The organism is Labrenzia sp. R5_0 (assembly GCF_017743835.1).
Lineage (GTDB): Bacteria > Pseudomonadota > Alphaproteobacteria > Rhizobiales > Stappiaceae > Roseibium > Roseibium algicola.
This window is the reverse complement of the sequence record NZ_JAGHRK010000002.1, coordinates 1,146,903-1,170,535: the sequence shown is the minus strand read 5'-3', so window position 1 is coordinate 1,170,535 and position 23,633 is coordinate 1,146,903. Positions and strand designations below refer to the sequence as shown.

The following is a 23,633-nucleotide window of genomic DNA, read 5'->3' as shown; positions in this document are numbered from 1 at the left end:
GAGATCAATTCTCTTTCAGCGTCATGAGATAGGCGACGACGTCCTCTACCTCTTGCGCTGACAGGATGGTTTTGCCGGCGAATTCCTCGTCGACGTTGATGCCCACCTTCAGGGTGTAGAAACCGGGCATGATGGTCTGTTCGCCGAAGACGTCCTTGCTGTTGACCACGATGGCGCGCAGTTGCGCCTCGCTCCAGCGGTCGGCGGCACCGTCGAGGACGGGGCCGACTTCGCCGTGGAACAGCTGGTCGCTGAGATCGGCATTGGCATGGCAAGCCAGGCAGTTGCCCTTCTTGCGGTCGGCGAAGGCTTCGCGTCCGGCCTGCGGGTCTCCCTGAACGCCCGTCAGGGATTCGGACAGTTCCATATCGACGATGGGAACGCTGTCCGGAGCAACCGTTCCGGCGGCCGCTGCGGAAGCGGCCAGGACGGCTAGGCCGGCAAAGGCCGCCGGCAGGCTGAAATGTGTCGCGCCCTTGAACATTGTGTCGGCTTTCCTCCTCAGTGCGGAACGGCCGGCTGTGGTGCCGTTTGCGTTCCTTCGGCAGGTCCGATTCCCCAGCCTGCCTGTCCTCCTCATATTAAAAGATATGATTTTTTGCATATGTTATGCAATAGGCCTTTTGCCCTATCCGGCATAAACCTGTTTTATCCGCTCTTCCTATTCCGCGTCGAGGCGGCCTTTTTCGCGCAACTCGTTGATTATGCGGGCATGATACTTCTGGAAATGCTCGTCGCCTTCGTAGCCTTTTTCCTGAACCCAGCGAAACATGTTCAGGAAAGTCCACTTGCCGAAGGCGCCAGGCATCGTCGCAACGGCCACTTCCGACACGGTTCCCTCGCTCGGAACCTCCTCCGGCAGGAACACGATTGTGGGTGTGAAGACATAGCCCCATTTGCGCGCGGCGGTCTTTTCGGTCAGTTCTTCGCCGTCCAGGTCGATCACTTCCTCGTCGCCAAACATGTTGTATTGCACGACCATGAAGTTCTCTTTGATGTAGTCGGTCACTTCCGGGTCGGAGAGGATCTTTTCGTGCATCTGGCGGCAATAGATGCAGCCACGTTGTTCAAAGATGATTGCCAGGCGCTTGCCTTCTCCTGCCGCGGTTTCAATGTCTTCGCCTATGTCGCGGAAGGTTACGGTGAACCAGGGCTGCTTGTGCAGGCCGTCGTCACCGAGCGTTGCGGCGAGCGCCGTTGTGGTCAGGGCCGCCAAGAGCTCGACTGCCAGCACCAATTGTTTCCAGATACGCATGTCATTGTCCTCCCTGGACCGGAAATGGCCGGTCAGCCGATTTGTGAGAAAACCGGGAAAGTTTCGAGCAGCCAGAAGGCGATTGCCGACATTTGCCCGGTGATGAACAGCAGGCCGGTGAGCACCAGGAGGCCGCCCATGATCTTTTCCACCGTGCCCATGTGTTTGCGGAAACGGCCGGCCAGTTTCAGGAACCGGCTGGCAAATGCTGCCGCCAGGATGAAAGGCAGACCGATGCCGAGTGCATAGACCGCAAGCAGTCCGGCGCCGTGCCAGGTGGTGTCCGACGATCCGGCAACGAACAGGATTGCCGCCAGAACCGGGCCGACGCACGGTGTCCAGCCGAACGCGAACGCCAGGCCCATGACGAAGGCTCCAACCAGACCCGCGGGCTTGCGTTCCACATGAATGCGGGCTTCGCGGAACAGAAGCCCGATGCGAAAGACACCGAGAAAATGCAGGCCCATGACGATGATGATCGCGCCTGCAACATAAGACAGGATATCGTAGTAGCGGGCGATCGACTGGCCGATGACGCTGGCCGTTGCACCGAGGGCGACAAAGACGAGCGAAAAGCCGAGCACGAAGGCGATCGCCGCCAGAATCACCCGGCGACCCGTTTCGGCCGTGGCCGTGTCGCCCTTCAGTTCATCGACGCTGACACCGGCCAGGTAACACAGGTAGGGCGGCACAATCGGCAAGACACAAGGCGAAATGAATGAAAGCAGACCTGCCAGAAAGGCAGCGCCCAGAGAAACATCGAGCATTCATTTCCTCCCAGAGAAACTCGATCTTCGGTTGCTTTAAAATATTCAAAAGTTCCTATATATTGCAATGGAAGAAATGTGGAGACTGCAAAATGTCCGTCGCGACACGTGCGATGATCCTTGCCGGAGTGTTGGTTTCCGGCCTGTTTCAGGCGTTGCCTGCCTGGAGTGCCGAGCTGGTCATGCTTGAGCAGCCGGGGTGTGTCTGGTGCAAGCGCTGGAACGAGGAAATCGGCATCGCCTATCCGAAGACGTCGGAAGGCCGGCAAGCGCCGTTGCGCCGCGTCGATATTACCGACGCCTGGCCGCAGGACCTGGCCGGCATACCGAAAGAGCGGATGACTCCAACCTTCATTCTGGTGGCCGACGGCGTTGAAATCGACCGTTTGCGCGGCTATCCGGGAGAGCACTTCTTCTGGCCGCTGCTGACCGATATGTTGGGAAAGCTTCCGGACACGAGCAAGTGATGCTGTTGATCCGGTGCTGAAGTTGAGGCATGAATCTGAAAAGCGGTTTTGTGCGCTGCAATGGCAATGCTGAAAAGGGTATGGGTTCCGGATGATACTGCCGGCCTTTGACAAGAACCTGGATGCGAAGGACCTCGACCTGCTGATGGAGCAGGCGCGGAAGGCGAGCGATCTGCTCAAAGCCCTTTCGCACGAAGTACGCCTTGTCATCCTGTGTCTGCTGTCTGAAGGCGAAAAGTCGGTTTCCGAGCTGGAAGAGATCCTGACAATGCCGCAGGCCGCGGTTTCCCAGCAGCTTGCACGGCTTCGCCTGGAAGGCCTTGTGCAGTCGCGGCGCGACGGGCGGATGATCTACTACAGCCTCATGAACGATGAGGTAAGTTCGATCATTTCGAGCCTTTACGAGCTGTTCTGCAAGGACGTGCGTGCACCTGAAAAATAAACGCAGGTAGCGCAACATACGGGCGTGCGATGCAGCAACGAGATCGATTGCTGCAAATTTCGCTGCCTGCTACGGTTTGAAAAATCGCCGAAAGAGCGAGTACGGGAAACGCGGCCGGAATAACCGGCGGAGGGTAGGACGCGCATGGTCAATCTCGATCCGGCGGTGCTGACACCGCTTCTGGGTGTGCTCGCGGGGTGCGTGCTGGGGTTCGTTGCCAGGTCAAACCACTTCTGTACGCTGTCGGCCCTGGAAAGGCACTGGTACGCGGGCGACAGCAGCGCGCTCAGGACCTGGGTGCTTGCTTCCGTATCCGCACTGATCGGCACACAGCTGCTCGTCGCCTTCGGCATGGCCGACACGGCTGCCTCCTTTTACCTGTCACCGGAATTTGCCTGGACGGGCGCCATTCTCGGCGGCTTCATGTTCGGCATCGGCATGGCGCTTGTCGGCACCTGCGGCTTCGGTGCCGTTCTGCGTCTGGGAGGCGGAAGTCTGCGGGCACTCGTGGTGCTGACGGTCATCGGCCTGTCGGCACTGGCAGCCCAAAGGGGCATCGTCGGCATCGTGCGGGTGCCGATCGTCGATGATCTTGCCGTTTCCTTCACCGCAAGCGGCAGCCAGTCCATGGGCGACATTGTCTCGACCCTGGTGGGCATGAAGCTGCAGGGTGTGGTTGCCATCGCGCTCGCTTTGGCTGGTCTGTTCTGGATCTTCAAATCGGCGTCCTATCGCCGGCAATGGAGCAAGATCGGAACCGGTGTTGTCATCGGCAGCGTGATCGCCTTCGGCTGGTGGGCGACAACCTTCCTTGCGGGACGCTCCTTCGATCCGATCCAGATCGAGGCCGGATCCTTCGTGGTACCGGTCGGCGACACCATCATGCAGCTGATCACCTATACGGGGACCTTGCCGGACTATGGCGTCGGTCTGATTGCCGGTACGCTGGTCGGCGCCGTGGTCGCGGCAATGTGGAAACGGGATATCCGCTGGGAAGCGTGCGACGATGCACGCGAACTCGGCCGCCATCTTCTGGGTGGCACCCTGATGGGTGTCGGCGGGGTGTTTTCCATGGGCTGCACGGTGGGGCAGGGCATTACCGGCTTTTCCACGCTGGCGATTTCTGCGCCCATCGTGATGGTATCCATGGCGCTCGGTGCGCGGGTCGGGCTTGCCTGGCTTGTGGAAGGCAACGTCCTTGCCGCCTTCCAGCGCAACCAGGGCAGTGCCCATCACTCGGCGGCGGAGTGAAACCCGGCACCTTTCATCCGGCAGTTCAGGCTGCGACGAAACTGTAGGCATCGCCGGTGCGTTCCACGTGCCCTCCACCGGGGTGGGGGAAGTGGTAACCGATGACGCGGGAGCCATCTTGCGCCAGGCGGTCGAGCAGCGCCTTGCGGGTGGCAATGCCCATGTCGCGGTCCTGATCGGAGCCGGAAGCCCAGCCGGGTTTTTCGAAAGAAATCACCGTGTTGGAAATCGCGTCGCCCACCACCAGCAGGCTCTCGGATCCGCCGTGCAGCATGTAGGACATGTGCCCCGGAGTGTGGCCCGCCGTGTCGACCGCCTCAACGCCTGGAAGCACTTCTTGGCCCGGCTTGATCATGTTCACCCGGTCTTCGATCACGTCGAAACGCGCCTGTGCCCCGACCACGAAACTCTTGCGCTCCTCCGGCGTCTTGGCCAGCGTATCGTCGGCGCGCCAGTAGTCCCATTCGGCCTGTGGCATCCAGATCTGCGCTTCCGGGTAAAGCGGATCGTCGAAATCGTCCAGGATGCCCCAAAGATGGTCCGGGTGGGCGTGGGTGAAGACAATGTCGGTGATGTCCGACGGATCGATACCGGCTTCCGCCAGGTGGTCCGGCAACTCACCTGCCGTCGACTGGAAATTGGCGCCTGATCCGACGTCGAAGAGGACTGTGCGGTCGCCGGTGCGGAGCAATGTGATGTTGCAATCCGGCGTCAGAGTGTCCGTGGCAAGGCCATGGGGTTTCAGCAGCGCCGCGATCTCTTCTTCGCTTTGCTCTGGCAAAATGAAGTTCATCGGCAGGGTCAGATGACCGTCGGAAAAGACGGTGATGTCGTGTGCGCCGAGGGTCAGGTTCGCGGTTGCAAAGGCAGGCGTTATCCGGCTGGCAAAACCCGCGGTCGCAAACGCGAGGCCTCCGGCAAGAACGTTGCGTCTCGTCAGATCTTTCCGAAATTGCCCGGACATGGCATCCTCCACATATTCAAACTTTTGAATTTATCTATGTTTCATTGAGAGAGGTCAATGCCCGTTGAAGCGAAAGGGCACCAAGCTGGTGGCAATCGAGGACGCAGTGTGCCCGGGAGGGGCCCATGGATCTGACATTTCTTCTGGACGAAATTTCCGAGCCCTGGTTGCTGGCAATCGGCGGGCTGGTTGTCGGCGTCCTTTTTGGCGCCTTTGCCCAGCAAAGCCGCTTTTGCCTGCGCGCTGCCAGCCTGGAATTCTCTCGCGGTGCGCCGAAGGACCGGTTGCCGGTCTGGCTCCTGACCTTTTCCGCGGCGGTTCTGTGCACGCAAGTGTTGATCCATCTGGGCGAAGTGCAGGCAAATGAAGCCCGCCAGTTGGCATCGCCGCAAAGCCTCTCCGGAGCTTTGCTGGGCGGGTTGATGTTCGGCACCGGCATGGTGCTGGCGCGCGGATGCGCAAGCCGTCTGCTGGTGCTTTCGGCCACCGGCAATCTGCGGGCGTTATTGTCCGGGCTTGTCTTTGCCGTCGTCGCCCAGGCGAGCCTGCGCGGCCTGTTGAAACCGGTGCGCGAATGGTTTGCAGGTCTTTGGACGACAGGGGATATCGGCGGCAACAATCTAACCGAGATGCTGGGACTGAGCGCATCCGTGACGCTTGGTTTCACTGCACTCTGGCTGGTAGCGGGGCTTGTCTTTGCCTGGCGGTCGAGGGTGAAGGTCTGGCAACTGGTGGCGGCAGCGGGCGCGGGGCTGGCAATTCCCCTGGCCTGGTGGTTCACATCCGCCATGGCCCGGCAGGCTTTCGACCCCGTGCAGGTGGAAGGGGTAACCTTCACAGGACCGTCCGCCGATGCCCTGATGCTGGTTCTGTCACCACCGGGCGATCTGCTTGATTTCGATGTCGGCTTGGTGCCCGGCGTCTTTCTGGGCTCGTTCCTGGCGGCTTTCGTGACGCGGGAACTCGCCCTGCAGGGGTTCGAAGGCGGCAAGTCGATGGCGCGCTACCTCACCGGAGCAACGCTCATGGGGTTCGGCGGCATGCTTGCCGGCGGCTGTGCCGTCGGGGCCGGCATCACGGGAGCTTCCATCTTCGCGCTGACGGCGTGGATCACCCTGACCGCCATCTGGCTGTCTGCCGGTGTTGCCGACCGCCTGCTGACAAGCTATGACGCCCGGCAGCAGACGGTCGGTGGGTCTCCTGCAGCAGAACAGGTGAAAACCGCAGCCTGAAGGCAAAGCAGGAAGAGGCCTTGCCTGCCGGGAGCTGCCGGGTTCAAGGCCCTTATCGGCCTATCATGGTTTCTTCTGTTGCCGGACGGGTGAACTGGTCGAATTCGGAAACGAAGCGGGCACTGATCCAGCCGCCGGTGGACAGTTGATACCAGACACCTTGCGGCCCCGAGACGATACGGCAATCGGAAATCTTGACCTTGTCGCCGATCTGCACCCGGCCAACGGCTTCCGCGTCGAGAGAAGGGGTCCGGCGAACGTTGACGTCCCGCGCGATGGTGCGCTCCCACGAATTCCAGTCCGTCAGAGCGGTCGGTGTTTCCTCGCCGATGTCGTAGTCGATGACATCGCTCGTCCAGTAGGCGTATTCGGTCGTCAGCGTGCCGCCGTGGCAACTGGCTGCGTCGGCAAGCAGCGCGTTGGTCACTTTCGGCAGGGTATCGTCGAAGGGCCCCGGCATTGCGCACCATGTGGGGGCGTCATACCCGCCCTTCGCACAGGGTAGCGAACCGGAGGTGATGCGCATGCCGACGGTGCCGTCTTCGGAAAGTTCTACGGTGCAATAAGCAACGCCGTTATGGCTGGCGGCGATACGGCGTGACCCCAACTCTTGGATCAGATCTTCCAGCTTGGTTTCCTGCGGGTTCGGGCCAGATCCGTCAATTGCTCCGAATTCATATTCGACTTCAGATTTCCTGATTGAATTGTCGGCCTGGAAAAGCTGGGTGCACATGGCGGCAACCGTGTCCATGTAAAGGGCACTCTTGTTGATCGGGTCGGCAATAGTGCCGGCAGAAACCGGCGTCAGGCCCATCGCGTAGGACCGAATGCCGCCAGCCAGATAAAAGAAGCTGTCGGCAGTGCGGTGGGACAGGGCTTCCTGCAACAAGATGGACGGGGCAATGCCGCCCTTGATCAGCTTGACGTAGGTCTGCGTCACTTCATAGGCCAGGTTCATGGCTTCCTTGACGGCCACAAGCTGGTTGGCCTTCTCCTCTGGCAGGAATGCCATGTGGTATCCGAGTGCCGCGCCAGCTTCCAGAAAGCGGATATCGCCACCATAAACAGCGTTGCGCGGGGTAGCTGCCAGGGTGAAGGCGAGAGCGCAGGCGGACAGGCACTCGTTACCGTTGAGAACGAAGACACCGTTGAGATCCGGGTCCTGCGAGCCGACGTTGTATTGCAGATACTGGCCGATGCGGATGCCTTCCAGAAAGCTGCCGCCGGGGCTGTCGAAGACGATGTATTTGCCCCAGGTGCCGTCGAGAGCAGCCTTCAGCTTTTCCAGATCGCCTTTTTCGATGACGCCGGAAATCAGGAATATCGTTCCCTGCAGTTCATTGACCACGCTGCCGGCAGACCCTTTGCCCGGATACAACGGCTTCAATTGTGCCAATCGCGGTGCGAGATCGGGACGCTGTGTAATCTCGGCGGCAGAAAGCTGCGAAACCGAGAAAACCAGCGAAAGACAGAAAACGATGGATTTGAGCAACATGGGTACCGTCGACTGCTGAGTGAAGCGGGCGCCGGCCGCCTCGATGATTTTGACCAAACGAGGTCCGGGAAAGTGCTCGTTTGCGATGCCTGAAAGTGAAGTTGGAGGCCTGCATGTGCCAGCCTCCAAGGGATTACTGCCGGATTTCATAATCCTGATAACCGGCTGCCCAACGGGCGCTGCGATTGGCGTTGTCCGCGGTCCAGACCTTGTTGAGGCGGCCGGAAAGTTCCTTCATGAAATCGATCTTGTCACCGATCGGCTCGAATTCACCGTTGGCAGCAAGAAGGTTTTCCAGATCCACCGGATCCTCGGTCACGATCGCCAGCAGCTTGCCCTTGCCCGCCGGTGCCTCTGCCTCGAAGCTGAATCCGTAGGACGGGTCGGGAACCGTGAGCGCGGAGTTGGCACGGATGCGACCGGTCTTGCCGGCGGAGCGATCCTCATCGGTCGGGAACAGAAGCACCAGATCGTCTTCGACGGTCAGGTCGAAAAGGGTCAGGTAGCCATCGACCGCGCTGGTGAGCTGGAATTGCACCTCGTCACCGATCTGGTGTACGGAGCCGGGCAGGATGGAGACCTTGATTTCCTGAGAGGATTGTTCCGGAAGCACGTCGGAAACATCGTCGGCGGTATTTCCGGTTACCGTCTGGACGGGGCCTTCGGCCGAAGCCGGTTGCAGAATGAAGGCTTCGTTGCGCGGTGACATGTTCGGCGTGAACTGCAGATCACGGCAATCCTCCACGCGCTGGCACCATTGCTCGGTGCGCGGACGCAGATAGTTCAGAAGTTCCGCGGTGGTGACACGGCCATTGCCGTTGAGGTCGGCCTCGCGCGTGCGCAGACCCCGGATCAGGTTCTGGGTAAAGATGCCCGAGCCGTTGGTTTCCCAGGCAAGCTGGTGTGGCAGGGCAGCGGACAGGGTCAGATGCACATTGGTTTCGCGTGCCAGAGGCTCTTCGTCACGCACCACCGGCAGGGACCTGGAAACGCCCGAAAACGGCAGGTAACGCGCTTTCGCATCAAGACCCTTGGAAACAAGATCCGGCACGACATCGCGGTTGACCGTACCTGAATGACAGGAATCGGCGATCAGGATCACTTCGCGGCCCCTCAGTGTGGACAGCGCGGAGGCGATCTCGTCGTCGGTGAGCATATCCTCGGCCCTTGCACCCCTGCGCCCGTAATCGGTCGGGACGAAGGTTTCATCGAGGCCGTCCTCTTCGTCGCCATTGCGATCGGGAACCTGGGAGCCGTGACCGGAATAATAAATGATGACGCGGTCACCCGGGCGCGTTTCACTGGCGAGCCAACCGGTGATGGAACCCAGAATGTTGTTCTTGGCCGCGCCTTCTTCCACCAGGATGCGGACATCGGAGGATGCAAAACCCCAGTCGCCCTTGAGGAAATCCGCCATCTGGCGCACGTCGTTCGCAGGGCCTGAAAGCTGCGCGTCCGGTTCCAGATAAGGGTAGACGCCGGCGCCGATCAGCAATGCCTTTTGCGCGGCGTGAACCGTGCCGGCGGACAGGCACAGGCACATGGTTGCCGCGAAGGCCTTGAGGTATCCTGTTTTCACTGAAGGTCTCCCTTTGCGCGCGTATAAAGCCCGACCCAGTCCAGGCCGAAGGACTGGCCGTCGAGCGTGTGGCCGATTTCCTTGGCCAGGGCGGCGAGATCGTTGTTTTGTTGTGCGTCCTGAACCGCATCCACGAGATCGGGCATGGGGGACGGTGTGGTGATGGCGATGAGATGGTCGGCGCCGAAAGGCGGGATCACCGCGGAGCGGAAGCTGTCAGTCCGGCCAGGCCGGAGCTTGCCTGCAGCCAGACCGCGCTTGCCTCTGCGAACGGGGCCGACCAGTTGAACTGCCCCGTTTGAAGCGAGATTGAACAGGACCACATTTTCGTTGCCGGACGAGCGGATCGAGAATGTCACCTGCTCACCTTCGATATAGGTCCGGCTGCCGTCGGAAAGGTCCAGTTCCGGACCTTCAGTTTCGGCAAAGCCGATCAGGAAGGCAAGGAAGCGCCATTTGTCGACGGTCGCCTGCAAGGCCTCGGCGGAAGGCGGGGCGGGAAACGAGGCGATCACGTCACCGGTCTTGTAGACCAGTGAAGAGCCGTCGCCGTCGTAAATCAGATCGGCCTCTGCCTTGCTGTCGACCTTGCGGATGCCTGACAGGGCTGGAATTGTCTCGCCGGGGGCGGCGTAGAGCGTCAGTTCCGGCAATCCGGCGCTCGGGGCAGGCGTGCCGGCAGCATCATGCAGCAGGATTTCCAGGTCCCTGGATCCGGCATTGACTTCCGGACGTTGCCGACGTTCGGTATGGCGCTTGACCGAGCTGTTGACGTAACGCTTCAGTTCGGCCGTCTTCAATACGCTGTTGCTGTCACCGTCCGCTTCACCCTCAAGAGCGCGGGAAAAGGCATAGGAGAGCGCACCGCGCAGCTCTTCGCCGATCCGCACTTCCTGGGTGACCTTGTTGCGGTCCTGGGCATAAAGCCAGATGACATTTTGAAGTGCATCTTCCTCAACTTCGCCAAGTTGCCTCACCCGCTCGGCGATCCGGTCCGAGGATTTGTCGACCCGAACATCGGCAACGCGCACATTTACTTCGGCGCGGAAATCGGCTGCCCGGGCCATATCGCCTGCAAAACAGCTGTCGGCGACGAAGACGACGGTTGCTTCCTTTTCTTCGGCCAGCAGATGGCCGACCTCGTTGTCGATGATGCGCTCGTTGACACCCGGGCCGGTTTCGTCGAAGCCCGCCAGCAGGAACATGTTGTCGAGTTCTTCGTGCCCGGGAAGGATCGCTTCCTGCCGGGCACCGTGACCGGCATAATGAAACACCAGCGTATCCCCCGGGCCGGCAAGCTCCGTCAGCTCCCGCCACGAAGCAAAGACGTTGTCCCGTGTGGCGTCGGCATCGGTCAGCAGGATGACCTTGCTGGCCTCCAGCTTTTCCAGTGTTCCGGCAACATCTCTCGCGTCATTGACGGCGCCCTTGAGGTCAGTGATGTGCTGATAGTCGTCAATGCCGATGACGAGGCCGTAGAGATTGCCGGCAAATGCGGGAAGCGGCGCGGCAAGGCCTGCTGCAAGCACGAGGGCAGGGGCAAATCCCGGCACCCGCTTTCTCAGGAAAGCTGCGGAGGCCGGCAGAATGGATCTGGTCATGCGGGCCGCCTATTTCCGGACGAATTCAACGCGCCGGTGCGCCTGATTGCGCACGTCCTCGGTGTAGAGGGATGGATCGTCGAACTGGAACGGCTGGCTTTCACCCATGCCAAGCACCTCGATGGAGCCGGAGTATCCGGCTGCCAGCAAGGCGCTACGTACGGCCTCGGCACGCTTCATGGACAGTTGCATGTTGTAGGCATCAGAGCCGACCGGATCGGTATGGCCGACGACCTGGATGTCCGGGGAGCCCTGCTTTTCCAGCGCTTCCTGCACATCTTCGAAGCTGGTCCGGCCGGCTTTGGTCATGACATCCTGATCGTAGACGAACTGGATCGGAACCAGGGTCTTCTTGCGTTTGTAGCCGCGCGTGGAAAAGCTGTATTGCGAGATCGACTGCCCACTGCGGGTGACCGGGATCTTGATGTCTGCCGGTTCCTCTGAAATCTGGGCAACGACCACCGCCAGCTCATCCAGGCGGTCGCGCAGCCGGGCGATCATGGCATGTGCCGGTTCCGCAGGGGTCAGCTCGGTGTCATCCACCAGGCCAAGGGCTTCCTGATAGGCGCGGAACGCCGGCAGGGTTTGCTGCTGCTTGCGCAGAATTTCTCCGAGCAGATAGGAAATACGCCAGTGGCTGCCGAATTCCTGAAGGTCGGCCAGGTCCTGTTTCAGGGTTTCAAGGTTGCCGGTATAGCCTTCAAGATCCTGAAACGGCGCGATGACGTCGAGCCGGGCATCGATGATTTCCTTGCCGAAGCCTTCCACCACCATGCCGTCGCAATCGCTGTCATTGAAGGCCTGGTCGTAGATCCTGACGCGGTCTTCGTGACCGGCGCTCAGCGGCATCGCAAGCCAGTCCTTCTGAATGCTCTCGCATGAAACGAGTTGTGCGGAAGCGTCAGTGGTCAGGAGGGGCAGGGCGATGACGGTGGAGACGGCAAGGCCCGCCAGGTGCATAAGGCGGGCGGGTAAAACAGTTCTGATAAGCGGCATGCTGGAAAGTCTCTCCAACTCTTGCATGATAAATTATAAAATAGGTCGGTCTGGCGGGTGTTTGCAGCGAAGGGTTGAGGGCCGGTTGTTTCCGGGCTCGCAGACGTTGCAACTGACGCACCGGTGTAAAATCCCGGTTGCTTCTCCGTTCCTTATTGCGTTTCAATCTGTTCGCAAGACAACATCACGCAGGGTCGCTTGAGTCAATTGTCAGGGCGTCATGAGGTATTTCAAATTGATGATTTCTAAGGATGAGGTTGCAGTGGTGCCGGGCGGTCAAATGTCGAGATGTGTCAGGCTTCTGACGGGGTTCTGCTGTCTTTTTCTGATGGCCGTCGGTCTGGCGCAGGCAGAGGAAAACCGCTTTGCGCTTGTTATCGGTAATTCGTCCTACGAGAAGATCGGCCGGCTCGGAAACCCGGGACGGGATGCGGATCTTGTCGCCAAGTCGCTGGAAGCGGTCGGATTCGAAGTTTCGGTTCATTTCGACCTTGATGAGGACGGTCTTGGCAAGGTCCTGGACGATCTTGCCGATCGTGCTCCGGACCTGGATGTGGCGGTGCTCTATTTCGCAGGCCATGGCATTCAGAAGGATGGTGAGAATTTTCTGATCCCCGTGGATGCGCAACTGAAATCTGCGACCTCGATCGAACGGGAAACGGTCAGTCTGCGTTCGTTCATGGAGGTGATGGAAGAGGTGCCGATCAGTCTCCTGTTCCTTGACGCCTGCCGCAACAACCCCTTTGCCGAACATCTGTTGTCGCAGTCCTCCTCCGACGGGCGGTCCGCCGGGATCACCCGCGGGCTTGCCCCTATCCGCACCGTTGGCGACATGCTGGTCACTTTTGCCACCTTGCCGAATTCCGTTGCAAAGGATGGTGCCGGACAGAACTCGCCTTTTGCCAAGGCGCTGGCCCGCCACGTCGCCACACCGGATGCGGAAGTCTCCGTCTTGATGAAGCGGGTGACGCGTGACGTGATGGCCGAGACCGACGGCGAGCAGCGGCCGCAGCAGCTGTCTCAGATGCAGACGGAATTCTATTTCAAGCGCACCAACGCAGCCGCTCCGGAGACAGATGATCAGCAGACCCTGCTGGCGGTCTATCCCGGTTCGGTCAGTGCCGGCGAGGAAGTCTCGGTTCTGGCGGATGTGCCGCAGCAGTGCGCACCGGATTTCTTTAACATAACACCGTCAAACCGGGTGACGCCGATCCCGACTTCGTACTTCAAGACGGTTGAACTCGGCGGCGGCAAAATCCGGTACGAAATCTCGCCCGGCTCGCGCTATGGGCTGGTCGTGGAAGAAGCGGACGAGAAGGGGGCGAACCGCATCGGCTTCTTCTGCTCAATGGGACCCGCTCTTTCCGATCAGCAGAAGAAGGAAGTGCTCAGGCGGATCAACGGACAGCTCGCGCAAAACGAGATGTCCGGAACCATCGGGTCCGACCCGGAACGGGTCGCCTATCATTTTGCCGAGTTCAAGATCAACTGACGCAGGAGAAGAGGCGGGGCGCTTTCAACGAAGATGCGCCCGCGCTCTGAGACCGAAAGGTCTGTGCATCCCCGATCCCAGCCCGCGCTTCGATTGGCCGGGAGGACGTCGGGGAGGCGACTGTGTAGGCAGGTCCTCTTGTGAGGATCAGTTGACCGGCAGCAGGACCAGCTGGACGCGGCGGTTCTGTTCGCCGTAGGGATCGCTCTGGTCCTTCAGCCTGGAGGCGCCCATTCCGCTTGCCAGAACACGCTGCTCTGAAAGCCCACCCCAGGCTGCAACGAAACCTGCTACCGTCTGGGCGCGTTGCTGCGAGAGGGCAAGATTGTACTGTGCGCTGCCCTTTGCATCCGTATGGCCAAGCAGCAGGAAGCGATAGTTCTTGAACTTGTCCTGGCTCAGAATGCGCGAGAGTTCGGTAATCTTCGCGGCCTGGTCCGGACGCAGCGATGCCGAGTTGTAGTCGAACAGGATTTCCATGTCGATCGTCGGCAGTGGAGCCGATGACGCAGTTTCCGAAGAGCCGCCGACTGGTGGCGGGGTGGAGGCAGCACCTTCTCGATCGACAAGCTTGAGGTTCACTACATCGTCCATCGACAGGGCGGTGTTTGACTTGAATTCCGAGTTGCTGCAGGCGGCCTGATCAAGCAGGCATTTTTCCATGTCGGTCTCCGCCGGGGCACTGGCGTCACGCGAGGCGGAAGTTGCGGGTTTGGTGTCGCCGCCAAGATCGAAATCCTCAAGTGTGATAGTGCTTTGCGCCGCGGCAGGCAGAGCCAGGGAAATAAAAATCAAAAGAAATGCAAAAGGCTTCATGGCAATATCCCGAACCGTTACGTGGTCGTTTCACGGATTGATCCGTTTCTACCATACGGCTGGCAAAAAATGAAAGTGGCCACTGCGTCAGTTGGATATTTGACGCTGTCCCATCATCCCTGCCACATTTGCGGCCTTACAAAATCAAATTGCAGACAATTGGATTGAATGAGGGGCTGATCATGTTGCGAAACGCTGTAGCGGCGGTGGCGGGAAAAGGCGTTGCCCGAAGCGTAATACAGACGCTTGCGTCGGTGACTGTATGTATTCCTGCCTTTTCGGTGGCCCATGCTGCGGAAATGCGTCTTCTCGACAGCAATCCTGCATCAGCCGCCGGCTACCAACTTCTGGACCTTGGGACGGTGAGCGCAGAAGCCGTCGGTCACGCCAAGGGCCTTGAAGACGGCTTTACATCGAAGAGTGCCGTCAAGGACGGATCACTGCCTTATTTCGAAAACGGCATCGCAGGCGATGGCGCGCATACCTATGAGACACTGCATATCGTGCCGGCCTGGGGTGGGCTGAAGACGGGCAAGGTCATATCCATCGAGGGACAGATCCAGAAGGGGGACCTCGATCACCTGAAGGCTCTTGTGGAACGCACCGGCTTTTCGGACTGCCTGAGGCCCGGCTACTGCCCCTATAACAACGTGATTTCGCTCAACAGCCCGGGCGGCAACCTGCGCGAGGCGCTGGAAATCGGCAAATACATCGCGGAGCAGAACTTCATCACGCTGCTGCCGGAAAATGCCGTCTGCGAGTCCGCCTGTTCCCTGGTCTTTCTGGCGGGCTACACGCGATACGAGGGGTTCTTCTTTCCTCGCCGTTTTGCACATGAAACCGCCCGTCTCGGCATTCATCAGCCTTATATCCAGCTTCCTGAGGGCAACTACAGCGCGGAGCAGGTCGGGCAAGTCGTTCAGCTGATCAATCGGGGCGTCAACGAGGTTACGGACTATTTCCTCAGCACAGGTATCGGCATCGGCTTCATGCGCAACATGTACGGCACGAAGCCCGGGTCCATGTATCACTTGTCCCTGGCGGAAATGGCTGCTGAAGGGATCTTCGTCGTTGGACGTCCGCAGGATCTGTCAAATCTCAGCCGCAGCCAGATGCTGTCCTATTGTTCCAGCCTGTATCACGGACGCTTCAACACCGTGTCACCGGACCTGCTGGCCAATCTGCAATCGAACGAACGCACTTTCCTGACCTATGTCACCGGGCAGAATTTTGTCTGTCTGGGCGTGAAGAGCCCGAATGGCGACAGCTGGCGGTCCTACGTCTGCGATGGCAGTTCGAAATGTCTGCTCGGCGACTTCGGGCAAGTGGCGCTGTTCGAGCTGGAAGCCAACGGCAAGCTTTCGGGGTTTCGTGACCGGGATGCGTCGGCCTTGATGAACATTGCCGCAGGGATCGACAATACCGAGGTTGGTCTGGCACTGAAGGAGTACAATCACCGGGTGGCGCTGCTCTATTTTGTCGAGCTGTTCGCCGAAAACATGGGAACGTTCGAGACATCCTTCAAACGCATTCCGGCAAGCCTTGCCTTTGCCGAGGTGCCTCGGGAGTTCTGCGGTCAGATCGATGAATATGATGCCGGTCTTGTGCGGCTGGTGCAGGCCGGTCTCAACAACAGCGGCATTGACGTGGGCGCTCCGGACGGGTCGCTCGGCCCGAACACGCGCAAGGCCATCGGGCGGGCCAACAAGGATCTGCTGAACCGCTCCGAAACCGTTATCGATCCGTCTCTTCTGAAGGCGCTGGGCGTGCCCGAAGACGAAGTCCGCGGGCACGTCCTGTGTAACGGCTAGGCCTGGACAGCGCGGCGAGCCGTCAAACCTGCAATCACGCCGCGCAGTTCCGCCAGTCCGCGCATTCGCCCGATCAGGGGATAGCCCGGGTGCGCACCGCGGTCGGCATCGCTCAGCAGCTCGTGGCCATGATCTGGCCGGAAGACGATTTCGGCATCTTTACGGCCCGCGTGTCGCCGTCTGGCTTCTTCGCCAAGAAGAACGCCGAGCAATGCAGGCATGTCGGTGTCGCCGCCAAGATGTGCTGCTTCCTCGAACGAGCCATCCGGATCTTTCGCGACATTGCGCAGATGGGCGAAATGAATCTTGCCGGCAAAGCGTTCCGCAATTGCAGGGACATCGTTCTTCGGGTTGGCGCCAAGAGAGCCCGAGCACAGCGTCAGGCCATTGGAAGGGCTGGCCACCGCTGACAGGATCCAGTCGATGTCGTCCGCATCCGAGACGATCCGCGGAAGACCGAGCAGATCCCGGGGCGGGTCATCCGGATGCACCGCCAGTTTCAGGCCAAGTTCTTCGGCAGCCGGGACCACTTCCTCCAGGAAGCGCTTGTGGTTTTGTCTGAGAGCCGCCCGGTCGAGTCCCTGATAGGGCACCAGTGCCTCACGCAGGCCGTTGGGGTCGTAACGATCATAGGCCCCGGGCAAACCCGCCATGATGGCCTGGGTCAAGCGGTCGAGATCCGGCTGGTTTGCGGCATCAAACCAGCGTTTTGCCTCGACCAGAACCTGTTCGCAATAGTCGTCTTCCGCCTTGGGGCGCTTGACCATGTAGATTTCGAAGGCCGCCATCCTGGCAGCGGAAAACCGCAGGCAGGTACCGCCACGTGCCACGGGCGCGGCCAGGTCCGTCCGGGTCCAGTCGAGCAACGGCATGAAGTTGTAGCAGATGACCTTTATGCCTTCAGCGGCCAGGTTTGCCATCGATTGCCGGTAGTTGGCGAAGAGTTCCGAAAGATCGCCTTCCCCGCGCTTGATGGCTTCGTGAACCGGCAGGCTTTCCACCACGGTCCAGTCGAAACCGGCAGCGTGAAGCCGGGTCCTGGTGTTCGCGATTGTGTCGCGAGGCCAGATCTGGCCGTAGGGAATTTCGTGCAGTGCCGTGACGATGCTGACAGCACCGGTCTGGGCGATTTCAGAAAGCGAGATGCGGTCATAGCCGCCATACCAGCGCCAACCTTCGATCATGACAGGGTTCCGATTGATTTGCCGACACCGTCAGCCTTCAAGGCAGCATAGGCGGCGGTGACGGGCGCCAGAATGGCAGCGGCGAGGTCGGGTTCGAAGACTTCGGTGACACCCAGAAGCGCTGCCACCTTGCCGGCGTCGCCATCGCTTTCTCCGACAAGAGACTTGAGGCGATCGCTCAGCGGATCGCGCACGTCAATCGGCTTGCCTTCAAGATCGGTGCCGCCGACATAGATCATCCAGGCGGCAATCGCGAGGCAAAGGCCCGGGCAGTTTCGACCGTTCGTCAGGTTGTCGCGCACGGTGCCGAGAATGCGCTGAGGCAGTTTCTGGCTGCCGTCCATGGCGATCTGCCAGGTGCGGTGCCGGATGCCGGGATTTGCATAGCGTTCGAAAAGCGCATCCGCGTAGGCTTCCAGATCAACACCCGGCGGAGCCTCGAAGGACGGAATGATTTCCTGGCGCCACAGGTTTTTCACGAACCGGGCAAACAGCGGATCTGCAACGGTTTCGGCGATCGTCTCGTGCCCGGCGAGATAGCCGAGGTAAGCCAGCGAGGAATGCGTGCCGTTGAGCATACGCAACTTCATGTGCTCGAACGCGGTGACGCTCTCAACAAGCTCGACACCTACGGCACCTAAGTCCGGCCTGGCATCGGCGCCGTAAGCCGGGACAAAGTCATCTTCCACCACCCACTGCCGGAACGGCTCATGCAGCACAGGGGCTGCATCGTAGCGGCCGGTCTTGCGGGCCAGGGCGTCGATATCCTCGGGTTTTGTGGCAGGCACGATCCGGTCGACCATGGTTGCCGGGAAACGGCCTTTGGTTTCGATCCACGCGGCCAGTTCCGGATCGAGCTTCCCGGCAAGATCCAGCACAATCCGGCGGACCAGGCGGCCATTGTCCGGCAGGTTGTCACAGGTGAGCACTGTGAAGGGCGGCAGGCCTGCGGCCTTCCGCCTTGCGAGCGCCCGCACGAGGTAACCCGGAGCGGAGACAGGCAGCGCGGCTTTCAGGTCGTGTGTGATGTCCGGGTGATCGGCATTCAGTCTGCCGGTTGCCGGATCGTGGCAATAACCCTTTTCCGTCACGGTCAGGGTGACAATCCTGACGTCCGGATCCGCCATCGCGGCCAGCACGGCTTCCGGGTTTTCCCGTGCGACCAGCACATCCCGGATGATCTCTACCTGGCGAAGGGTTTCGCCTTCCGGGCCAAGTTCCTGCGCTGTGTAGACAAAGTCCTGCGGAGCCAGCTGGTCATGCATGCGCGGGCTTTGCAGGCTGACGCCGATGATGCCCCAGTTGTTCTGTCCGGTGCCGCCAGAGGCCTTCATGGCTTCTTCTATGTAGATCGCTCCGAAGGCCCGGAAGAATGCTCCGAGCCCCAGATGAACGATGCCGGTTTTTGCCGCCGGTGTTGTTCTGGAAAGGCGCGGCAAGTCAGCGTGCAAGCCAGCCTCCATCCACATTGAGGACAGCGCCGTGAATGTATTTTGCAGCCGGTGAAGCGAGAAAGACCGCGGCTTCTCCAATGTCGCTGGCTTCACCCCAGCGGCCAGCCGGAATGCGTTCCAGGATCTGCCGGCTGCGCTCCGGGTCGTCGCGCAGGGCTTCGGTGTTGTTGGTGGCGATGTAACCCGGCGCAATGGCGTTGACATTGATGCCCCGCGCCGCCCATTCGTTCGCCAGCAGTTTGGTGATGCCGGCAACACCGTGTTTGGCCGCGGTGTAGGACGCGACCTTGATACCGCCCTGGAAGGACAGCAGCGAGGCAATGTTGACGATTGCCCCGGTCCGGCCGGTGTTGAAGGCGGCATTGCCGAAAGCCTGGCAGGTGAAGAAGACGGACTTCAGATTGACGTCCATCACGTCGTCCCAGTCGGCTTCGCTGAAGCTGTCCGCCGTGCCGCGGCGGATGATGCCCGCATTGTTGACCAGGATGTCGATCTGTTCCGCCTCGAACAGGGGCATCGCAGCCATCGGGTCGGACAGATCGAGGTGCACATGGCGGCCCCTGGTTATCTGGGCCAGCGTTTCGTCGCAATCGCGCCGGGCCGCGCACAGAACTTCGGCGCCTGCCTTGCTCATGGCGATGGCAATGGCCTGGCCGATGCCGGTGTTGGCGCCTGTCACCAGGGCGCGTTTGCCTTCCAGGGAAAACGGGCTCATCGCAGGTCTCCCATGGCGACCATGTCCATGTCGGTGAAGTCGACATTATCGCCTGCCATGGCCCAGCAGAACGTGTAGGCTCCCGTGCCGGCGCCGCAATGGATAGACCAGGGCGGAGAGACCACGGCGTCCTCGTTGGCCATCACCAGGTGCCGGGTCTCGTCCGGCTTGCCCATGAAGTGGAACACACGCTGGTCCGGGCCAAGTTCGAAATAGAGATAGGCTTCCATGCGCCGGTCATGGACATGGGCCGGCATGGTGTTCCAGACCGAGCCGGGCGCAAACTGGGTGTAGCCCATAAGCAACTGGCAGCTTTCGGCGACTTCCGGATGCAGGAATTGCAGGATGACGCGCTCGTTGGAGGTTTCCGCCGAGCCGAGTTCCACCCGGCGCGCGTCCTTGACGGTGATCAGCCTGCTTGGGCAGGCCCGGTGCGCGGGCGCCGACAGGATGTAGAAGCGGCCCGGGCCGGAGAAGGTGACGGGTCCGGAGCCCATGCCGATGTAGAGCACATCTCCCTTGCCGACCTGATAGGTTTCCCCACCCGCCTTCACGGTGCCGGCCTCCCCGATATTGAGAATGCCGAGTTCGCGGCGATCGAGAAGGGACGGGGTGCCGGCTTCCTTCACTTCATCCAGAACGAGTTCGCCAGTTCCGGGGACGGCGCCGCCCAGGATCAGCCGGTCGTAATGGGTGTAGATCAGGTTGATCTTGCCATCCTGGAAAAGGTCGGCGGCGTGGAAATGTTTGCGAAGCCCCGTGGTGTCGAGGGTCTTGGCGGTGTCCGGGTCGATGGCGTAGCGGGTTTCAACGGTCAGCATGGCAAAGTCCTTGGGTGCAGGCGGTGTTCAAAGAAAGTCGTCGCGGCGCGGCGTGAACGTGTCGACCAGTGTCCCCGGTTCCAGGCACACGCACCCGTGCAGGGCGTTGGAGGGGATGACGAAGCTGTCGCCGGGACTGACGTCGAAGGTCTCGCCGTCGATGGTGAAGCGGAAACGGCCGCTTTCGACATAGGTCGACTGTACGTGTGGATGATTGTGCAGCTTGCCTTCCGCGCCTTCCTGCTGGAAGCGGAAGGCGACGACCATCAGGTCGGGACTGTCGGACAGCACCTGCCGGCGGATGCCCGGGTCGGCGGTCACTTCGGGAAAGGTTTTCACGAACATTGGTTTTGCCTCAATGGAACAGGGATGGCAGCCACAGCGACAGGGACGGGATGTAGGTCACCAGGAGCAATGTGAAGATGGCGGCACCATAGAAGGGCCAGATCGTCCTGATCGCATCCCAGACCGATATCCGGCCAACGGCGCAGCCGACAAAGAGCACTGTGCCGACCGGCGGCGTGCATAGGCCGATCCCGAGGTTGAGCACCAGGATGACACCGAAATGGACCGGGTCGACCCCGAAAGCGGTGGCAACCGGCAGGAAGATCGGCGTGGTGATGACGATCAGCGGCGACATGTCCATGAAGGTGCCGAGGAAGAGCAGCACGATGTTGATCATCAGCAGGATGATCAGCGGGTTCTCGGAAATGCCCTTCATGAATGCCACAAGTTCCGCGGGAATGCGCAGGAAGGCCAGCAGCCAGCCGAAGGAAGCCGCACAGCCGATGACCAGCAGAACCATGGCAGTGGTGCGCACCGCGGCTTTCGTGGCGGCGACGAATTCCGGCCAGTGCATGGTGCGGTAGGCAAGCGTGGTCACCAGCAGCGCGTAGACGGCCGCGATGCAGGAGCTCTCGGAAGCGGTGAACACACCGGAGCGCACGCCGCCGAAGATGATGCCGATCAACAGCAGGCCTGGAATGGCGTTGATGAACATCGCACCAAGAGCCGACAGTCCGGGAAAACGTTCCGTCGGATAACCGGCACGGCGGGCAACGAACCAGGCAGTGACCATCAGCGAAACTGCGAGCAAGAGGCCCGGCAGGATGCCCGCGGTGAACAGGTCGGCGATGGAAAGACGCCCGCCAGCCGAGATCGAATAGATGATCATGTTGTGCGAGGGTGGCAGCATCAGCGCAATGATCGAGGAAACCACGGTGACGTTGACACCGTATTCGACCGAATAGCCCTTTTCCTTCATCTGCGGGATCATCAGGCCGCCGATGGCGGTTGCATCCGCCGCGGCAGAGCCGGAGATGCCGCCGAAGAGTACGGAGGCGGTGATGTTTACCTGACCGAGACCGCCGCGCATATGCCCGACCACGGCCCCGGCGAGCGCCACCAGCCTTCGGGCAATGTCGCCGCGCACCATCAGTTCGCCGGCAAAAATGAAGAAGGGGATCGCCATCAGCGCGAAAACGGAGACACCCGAGTTCAGACGCTGGAAGACGACGACGGGCGGCAGGCCCATGTAGAGCACGGTGGCCAGTGACGCTGCGCCCAGGCAGAAGGCAACGGGTGTGCCGATCAGGAGCAGGACCGTGAATGTGCCGAAGAGGATAACGGGTTCCATATCAAGCAGCCTCTTCGATGGGATCTTCGCCGAAGCGTGCGGTCGGCAGACCGGCTGCGCGACGCATCAGGCGTTCGATGGAAAAGAGAAAAACCAGGCAACCGCCGCCAACGAGCGGCAGGAAATCAACCGCGCCTGAAACGCCGAGCGACGGCAGTTTTACATCCCAGGCCGACAGCGCCAGTTCCGCGCCGTACCAGGCCATGCCCGCGCCAAAGGCGGCGACCACGGCATCGGAGATGCTGTAAAGCACCAGTTTGGCTCCCTGCGGCAGAAAGTAGAGCAGGACGTCGAAACTGAGATGGTAACCTTCACGGATGCCGACGGCGGCGCCGAGGAAGATGAACCAGCCCATCAGGATGACGGAAGCAGGTTCCGACCAGACGAGACTGTCGTTCATGACGTAGCGCATGAAGACCTGCGCCGTGATGAACACGGTCATGAGAATGAGGCCGCCTCCGGCAAGCCAGAGCGCTGCCGTGGAGACATGGCGCAACATCTGCGCGGTGAACTTGAGATGAGGCTGCACGTCGAGATCCTGAAGCAGGGAACCGGGTCAAGGCGGATCCTGAAAAACGGCCAGCAGCCAGCCGGGCCGTTCCGCGGTCGATGGACCGCGAAACAGCTTTGCCGGCTGCGGGCTTGCGAAGATCAGTCGGTCGCGCGGATGCGGGCGACGAGATCCTTCAGATTTTCGGAGGTCACGTGCTTCTCGTAGACGCTGTCCATGGCTGCCATGAACGGCTCCTTGTCGATTTCCGTGACGACTTCGACACCAGCAGCGCGGACCTTTTCTTCAGACGCCTTTTCGCGGGCCTGCCACTGTTCGCGCATGAAGGGGACCGAGTCCTTTGCGGCCTGGCGGACGGCTGCCTGATCTTCCGGAGACAGATTGTCCCAGGACTTCTTCGACATCACCAGCACTTCCGGCACGATCAGGTGTTCGTCCAGAGTGTAGTAGCCGGCAACTTCGAAGTGACCGGAGGATTCGTAGGACGGCCAGTTGTTTTCCGCACCGTCGATAACGCCGGTCTGGATGGACGAATAGACTTCGCCATAGGGCATCGGCGTCGCGTTGGCACCGAGCGCCGACATCATATCGACGAAGATGTCGGACTGCATGACGCGAACCTTCATGCCTTCAAGATCTTCAATCGATTTGATCGGTTTGACCTTGTTGTAGAAGCTGCGCGACCCGCCGTCGTAAAAGGCAAGGCCGACATAGCCGTGCGGTTCGAACGCCGCCAGGATCTCGTCACCAATCGGACCGTCCATCACTGTGTGCATGTGATCGACGCCCTTGAAGATGTAAGGCAGCGAGACAACCTTGGTTTCCTCGACCAGGTTGTTGAACGGGCCCATGGAGACGCGGTTCAGGTCGATGACGCCGAACTTGGTCTGTTCGATGGTGTCCTTTTCCTCGCCAAGCTGCGCGGAATGGAACACTTCGACACAGATGCGGCCGTCAGTGCGCTCTTCCAGCAGCTTGCCCATCTGCTTGACGGCCTCCACCGTCGGATAGCCGTCCGGATGGGTGTCGGACGATTTCAGTGTCACTTCGCATGCAAGCGATGCGGATGTGAGCGCGGCGGTAGCCAGAAGCGATGCCGCAAGGGTCTTCAATACTTTCATAGTCTCCTCCCGAAATTGGCTCG

23 protein-coding genes are annotated in these 23,633 nt (G+C 60.5%); 6 read left to right on the top strand and 17 right to left on the bottom strand.

The features are described from left to right. Positions 1-4: 4 nt before the first annotated feature. From soxX to J7447_RS14195, 3 genes are all read right to left on the bottom strand, one after another. Positions 5-484 carry a sulfur oxidation c-type cytochrome SoxX gene (gene soxX / locus J7447_RS14205; RefSeq protein ID WP_075282328.1) on the bottom strand — a complete coding sequence of 160 codons (480 nt, stop codon included), beginning with the start codon at positions 482-484 and terminating at the stop codon, positions 5-7. A gap of 177 nt (positions 485-661) precedes the next feature. Beyond that, the gene (locus J7447_RS14200) at positions 662-1,255 is read right to left on the bottom strand and encodes a thioredoxin family protein (RefSeq protein ID WP_023003233.1); all 594 of its coding nucleotides are present in this window, start codon (positions 1,253-1,255) and stop codon (positions 662-664) included. Between the two features lie 32 nt (positions 1,256-1,287). Further along, on the bottom strand, positions 1,288-2,022 hold the full coding sequence (locus J7447_RS14195; protein ID WP_023003234.1) for a cytochrome c biogenesis protein CcdA: 735 nt from the start codon (positions 2,020-2,022) through the stop codon (positions 1,288-1,290). Between the two features lie 92 nt (positions 2,023-2,114). Between J7447_RS14195 and J7447_RS14190 the strand changes: the two genes are divergently transcribed. From J7447_RS14190 to J7447_RS14180, 3 genes are all read left to right on the top strand, one after another. Beyond that, entirely contained in the window at positions 2,115-2,489 is a 375-nt protein-coding gene (locus J7447_RS14190; RefSeq protein ID WP_023003235.1) for a regulatory protein SoxS, read from the top strand. Between the two features lie 91 nt (positions 2,490-2,580). Next, positions 2,581-2,931: a metalloregulator ArsR/SmtB family transcription factor gene (locus J7447_RS14185; RefSeq protein ID WP_023003236.1), complete on the top strand. Its 351-nt coding sequence runs from the start codon at positions 2,581-2,583 to the stop codon at positions 2,929-2,931. Between the two features lie 144 nt (positions 2,932-3,075). Next, the gene (locus J7447_RS14180; protein WP_209169981.1) at positions 3,076-4,182 is read left to right on the top strand and encodes a YeeE/YedE family protein; all 1,107 of its coding nucleotides are present in this window, start codon (positions 3,076-3,078) and stop codon (positions 4,180-4,182) included. A 25-nt stretch (positions 4,183-4,207) separates the two neighbouring features. Here J7447_RS14180 and J7447_RS14175 read toward each other — a convergent pair whose 3' ends face one another. Beyond that, positions 4,208-5,146 carry an MBL fold metallo-hydrolase gene (locus tag J7447_RS14175; RefSeq protein ID WP_209169963.1) on the bottom strand — a complete coding sequence of 313 codons (939 nt, stop codon included), beginning with the start codon at positions 5,144-5,146 and terminating at the stop codon, positions 4,208-4,210. A 125-nt stretch (positions 5,147-5,271) separates the two neighbouring features. Here J7447_RS14175 and J7447_RS14170 point away from each other — a divergent pair, with 125 nt between their 5' ends. Further along, a complete protein-coding gene (locus tag J7447_RS14170) occupies positions 5,272-6,378 on the top strand; it encodes a YeeE/YedE family protein (protein WP_209169961.1) in 1,107 nt (368 codons plus the stop codon). A gap of 52 nt (positions 6,379-6,430) precedes the next feature. Here J7447_RS14170 and J7447_RS14165 read toward each other — a convergent pair whose 3' ends face one another. From J7447_RS14165 to J7447_RS14150, 4 genes are all read right to left on the bottom strand, one after another. After that, a complete protein-coding gene (locus tag J7447_RS14165) occupies positions 6,431-7,930 on the bottom strand; it encodes an SH3 domain-containing protein (RefSeq protein ID WP_209169953.1) in 1,500 nt (499 codons plus the stop codon). A 76-nt stretch (positions 7,931-8,006) separates the two neighbouring features. Continuing rightward, on the bottom strand, positions 8,007-9,452 hold the full coding sequence (locus J7447_RS14160; RefSeq protein ID WP_209169951.1) for a caspase family protein: 1,446 nt from the start codon (positions 9,450-9,452) through the stop codon (positions 8,007-8,009). Beyond that, positions 9,449-11,053 carry a caspase family protein gene (locus J7447_RS14155; protein WP_209169949.1) on the bottom strand — a complete coding sequence of 535 codons (1,605 nt, stop codon included), beginning with the start codon at positions 11,051-11,053 and terminating at the stop codon, positions 9,449-9,451. Before J7447_RS14155 ends, J7447_RS14160 begins: the two co-directional genes overlap by 4 nt. A gap of 9 nt (positions 11,054-11,062) precedes the next feature. Next, complete coding sequence (locus J7447_RS14150) at positions 11,063-12,049, bottom strand: OmpA family protein (protein WP_209169947.1); 987 nt, start codon at positions 12,047-12,049, stop codon at positions 11,063-11,065. Between the two features lie 280 nt (positions 12,050-12,329). Between J7447_RS14150 and J7447_RS14145 the strand changes: the two genes are divergently transcribed. Beyond that, positions 12,330-13,541, top strand: a complete 1,212-nt coding sequence (locus J7447_RS14145; RefSeq protein WP_209169945.1) for a caspase family protein — start codon at positions 12,330-12,332, stop codon at positions 13,539-13,541. A gap of 147 nt (positions 13,542-13,688) precedes the next feature. Here the strand turns inward: J7447_RS14145 and J7447_RS14140 are convergent, their stop codons facing one another. Then, positions 13,689-14,357, bottom strand: coding sequence for an OmpA family protein (locus J7447_RS14140; RefSeq protein WP_055656098.1), 669 nt, complete (start codon positions 14,355-14,357; stop codon positions 13,689-13,691). A 182-nt stretch (positions 14,358-14,539) separates the two neighbouring features. Between J7447_RS14140 and J7447_RS14135 the strand changes: the two genes are divergently transcribed. Continuing rightward, positions 14,540-16,168, top strand: a complete 1,629-nt coding sequence (locus tag J7447_RS14135; protein ID WP_209169943.1) for a hypothetical protein — start codon at positions 14,540-14,542, stop codon at positions 16,166-16,168. On the opposite strand, the gene uxuA is transcribed toward J7447_RS14135, so the two are convergent. The 8 genes from uxuA to J7447_RS14095 form a co-directional block, all read right to left on the bottom strand. Continuing rightward, positions 16,165-17,352, bottom strand: coding sequence for a mannonate dehydratase (gene uxuA / locus J7447_RS14130; protein WP_209169941.1), 1,188 nt, complete (start codon positions 17,350-17,352; stop codon positions 16,165-16,167). The two genes, J7447_RS14135 and uxuA, sit on opposite strands and share 4 nt — an antisense overlap. Continuing rightward, positions 17,349-18,803, bottom strand: a complete 1,455-nt coding sequence (locus tag J7447_RS14125) for a mannitol dehydrogenase family protein (protein WP_286189137.1) — start codon at positions 18,801-18,803, stop codon at positions 17,349-17,351. The genes uxuA and J7447_RS14125 overlap by 4 nt, the downstream gene beginning before the upstream one ends. Next, a complete protein-coding gene (gene kduD, locus J7447_RS14120; protein ID WP_209169932.1) occupies positions 18,793-19,521 on the bottom strand; it encodes a 2-dehydro-3-deoxy-D-gluconate 5-dehydrogenase KduD in 729 nt (242 codons plus the stop codon). The genes J7447_RS14125 and kduD overlap by 11 nt, the downstream gene beginning before the upstream one ends. Beyond that, positions 19,518-20,342, bottom strand: coding sequence for a 5-dehydro-4-deoxy-D-glucuronate isomerase (gene kduI, locus J7447_RS14115; protein WP_209169930.1), 825 nt, complete (start codon positions 20,340-20,342; stop codon positions 19,518-19,520). Before kduI ends, kduD begins: the two co-directional genes overlap by 4 nt. 27 nt (positions 20,343-20,369) lie before the next feature. Next, positions 20,370-20,687, bottom strand: coding sequence for a cupin domain-containing protein (locus J7447_RS14110; protein WP_062487450.1), 318 nt, complete (start codon positions 20,685-20,687; stop codon positions 20,370-20,372). Positions 20,688-20,697: 10 nt separating this feature from the next. Next, entirely contained in the window at positions 20,698-21,978 is a 1,281-nt protein-coding gene (locus J7447_RS14105; RefSeq protein WP_055656087.1) for a TRAP transporter large permease, read from the bottom strand. Position 21,979: 1 nt separating this feature from the next. Next, positions 21,980-22,477: a TRAP transporter small permease gene (locus tag J7447_RS14100; RefSeq protein WP_088665314.1), complete on the bottom strand. Its 498-nt coding sequence runs from the start codon at positions 22,475-22,477 to the stop codon at positions 21,980-21,982. Positions 22,478-22,629: 152 nt separating this feature from the next. Then, on the bottom strand, positions 22,630-23,610 hold the full coding sequence (locus J7447_RS14095; protein ID WP_023003254.1) for a TRAP transporter substrate-binding protein: 981 nt from the start codon (positions 23,608-23,610) through the stop codon (positions 22,630-22,632). Positions 23,611-23,633: the final 23 nt, after the last annotated feature.

What these genes read in the sequence shown, in the direction of transcription:
- soxX (WP_075282328.1), bottom strand. Translation starts at nt 484, where the DNA reads ATGTTCAAGGGCGCGACACATTTCAGCCTGCCGGCGGCCTTTGCCGGC.
- J7447_RS14200 (WP_023003233.1), bottom strand. Translation starts at nt 1,255, where the DNA reads ATGCGTATCTGGAAACAATTGGTGCTGGCAGTCGAGCTCTTGGCGGCC.
- J7447_RS14195 (WP_023003234.1), bottom strand. Translation starts at nt 2,022, where the DNA reads ATGCTCGATGTTTCTCTGGGCGCTGCCTTTCTGGCAGGTCTGCTTTCA.
- J7447_RS14190 (WP_023003235.1), top strand. Translation starts at nt 2,115, where the DNA reads ATGTCCGTCGCGACACGTGCGATGATCCTTGCCGGAGTGTTGGTTTCC.
- J7447_RS14185 (WP_023003236.1), top strand. Translation starts at nt 2,581, where the DNA reads ATGATACTGCCGGCCTTTGACAAGAACCTGGATGCGAAGGACCTCGAC.
- J7447_RS14180 (WP_209169981.1), top strand. Translation starts at nt 3,076, where the DNA reads ATGGTCAATCTCGATCCGGCGGTGCTGACACCGCTTCTGGGTGTGCTC.
- J7447_RS14175 (WP_209169963.1), bottom strand. Translation starts at nt 5,146, where the DNA reads ATGTCCGGGCAATTTCGGAAAGATCTGACGAGACGCAACGTTCTTGCC.
- J7447_RS14170 (WP_209169961.1), top strand. Translation starts at nt 5,272, where the DNA reads ATGGATCTGACATTTCTTCTGGACGAAATTTCCGAGCCCTGGTTGCTG.
- J7447_RS14155 (WP_209169949.1), bottom strand. Translation starts at nt 11,053, where the DNA reads ATGACCAGATCCATTCTGCCGGCCTCCGCAGCTTTCCTGAGAAAGCGG.
- J7447_RS14150 (WP_209169947.1), bottom strand. Translation starts at nt 12,049, where the DNA reads ATGCCGCTTATCAGAACTGTTTTACCCGCCCGCCTTATGCACCTGGCG.
- J7447_RS14145 (WP_209169945.1), top strand. Translation starts at nt 12,330, where the DNA reads ATGTCGAGATGTGTCAGGCTTCTGACGGGGTTCTGCTGTCTTTTTCTG.
- J7447_RS14140 (WP_055656098.1), bottom strand. Translation starts at nt 14,357, where the DNA reads ATGAAGCCTTTTGCATTTCTTTTGATTTTTATTTCCCTGGCTCTGCCT.
- J7447_RS14135 (WP_209169943.1), top strand. Translation starts at nt 14,540, where the DNA reads ATGTTGCGAAACGCTGTAGCGGCGGTGGCGGGAAAAGGCGTTGCCCGA.
- uxuA (WP_209169941.1), bottom strand. Translation starts at nt 17,352, where the DNA reads ATGATCGAAGGTTGGCGCTGGTATGGCGGCTATGACCGCATCTCGCTT.
- kduD (WP_209169932.1), bottom strand. Translation starts at nt 19,521, where the DNA reads ATGAGCCCGTTTTCCCTGGAAGGCAAACGCGCCCTGGTGACAGGCGCC.
- kduI (WP_209169930.1), bottom strand. Translation starts at nt 20,342, where the DNA reads ATGCTGACCGTTGAAACCCGCTACGCCATCGACCCGGACACCGCCAAG.
- J7447_RS14110 (WP_062487450.1), bottom strand. Translation starts at nt 20,687, where the DNA reads ATGTTCGTGAAAACCTTTCCCGAAGTGACCGCCGACCCGGGCATCCGC.
- J7447_RS14105 (WP_055656087.1), bottom strand. Translation starts at nt 21,978, where the DNA reads ATGGAACCCGTTATCCTCTTCGGCACATTCACGGTCCTGCTCCTGATC.
- J7447_RS14100 (WP_088665314.1), bottom strand. Translation starts at nt 22,477, where the DNA reads ATGTTGCGCCATGTCTCCACGGCAGCGCTCTGGCTTGCCGGAGGCGGC.
- J7447_RS14095 (WP_023003254.1), bottom strand. Translation starts at nt 23,610, where the DNA reads ATGAAAGTATTGAAGACCCTTGCGGCATCGCTTCTGGCTACCGCCGCG.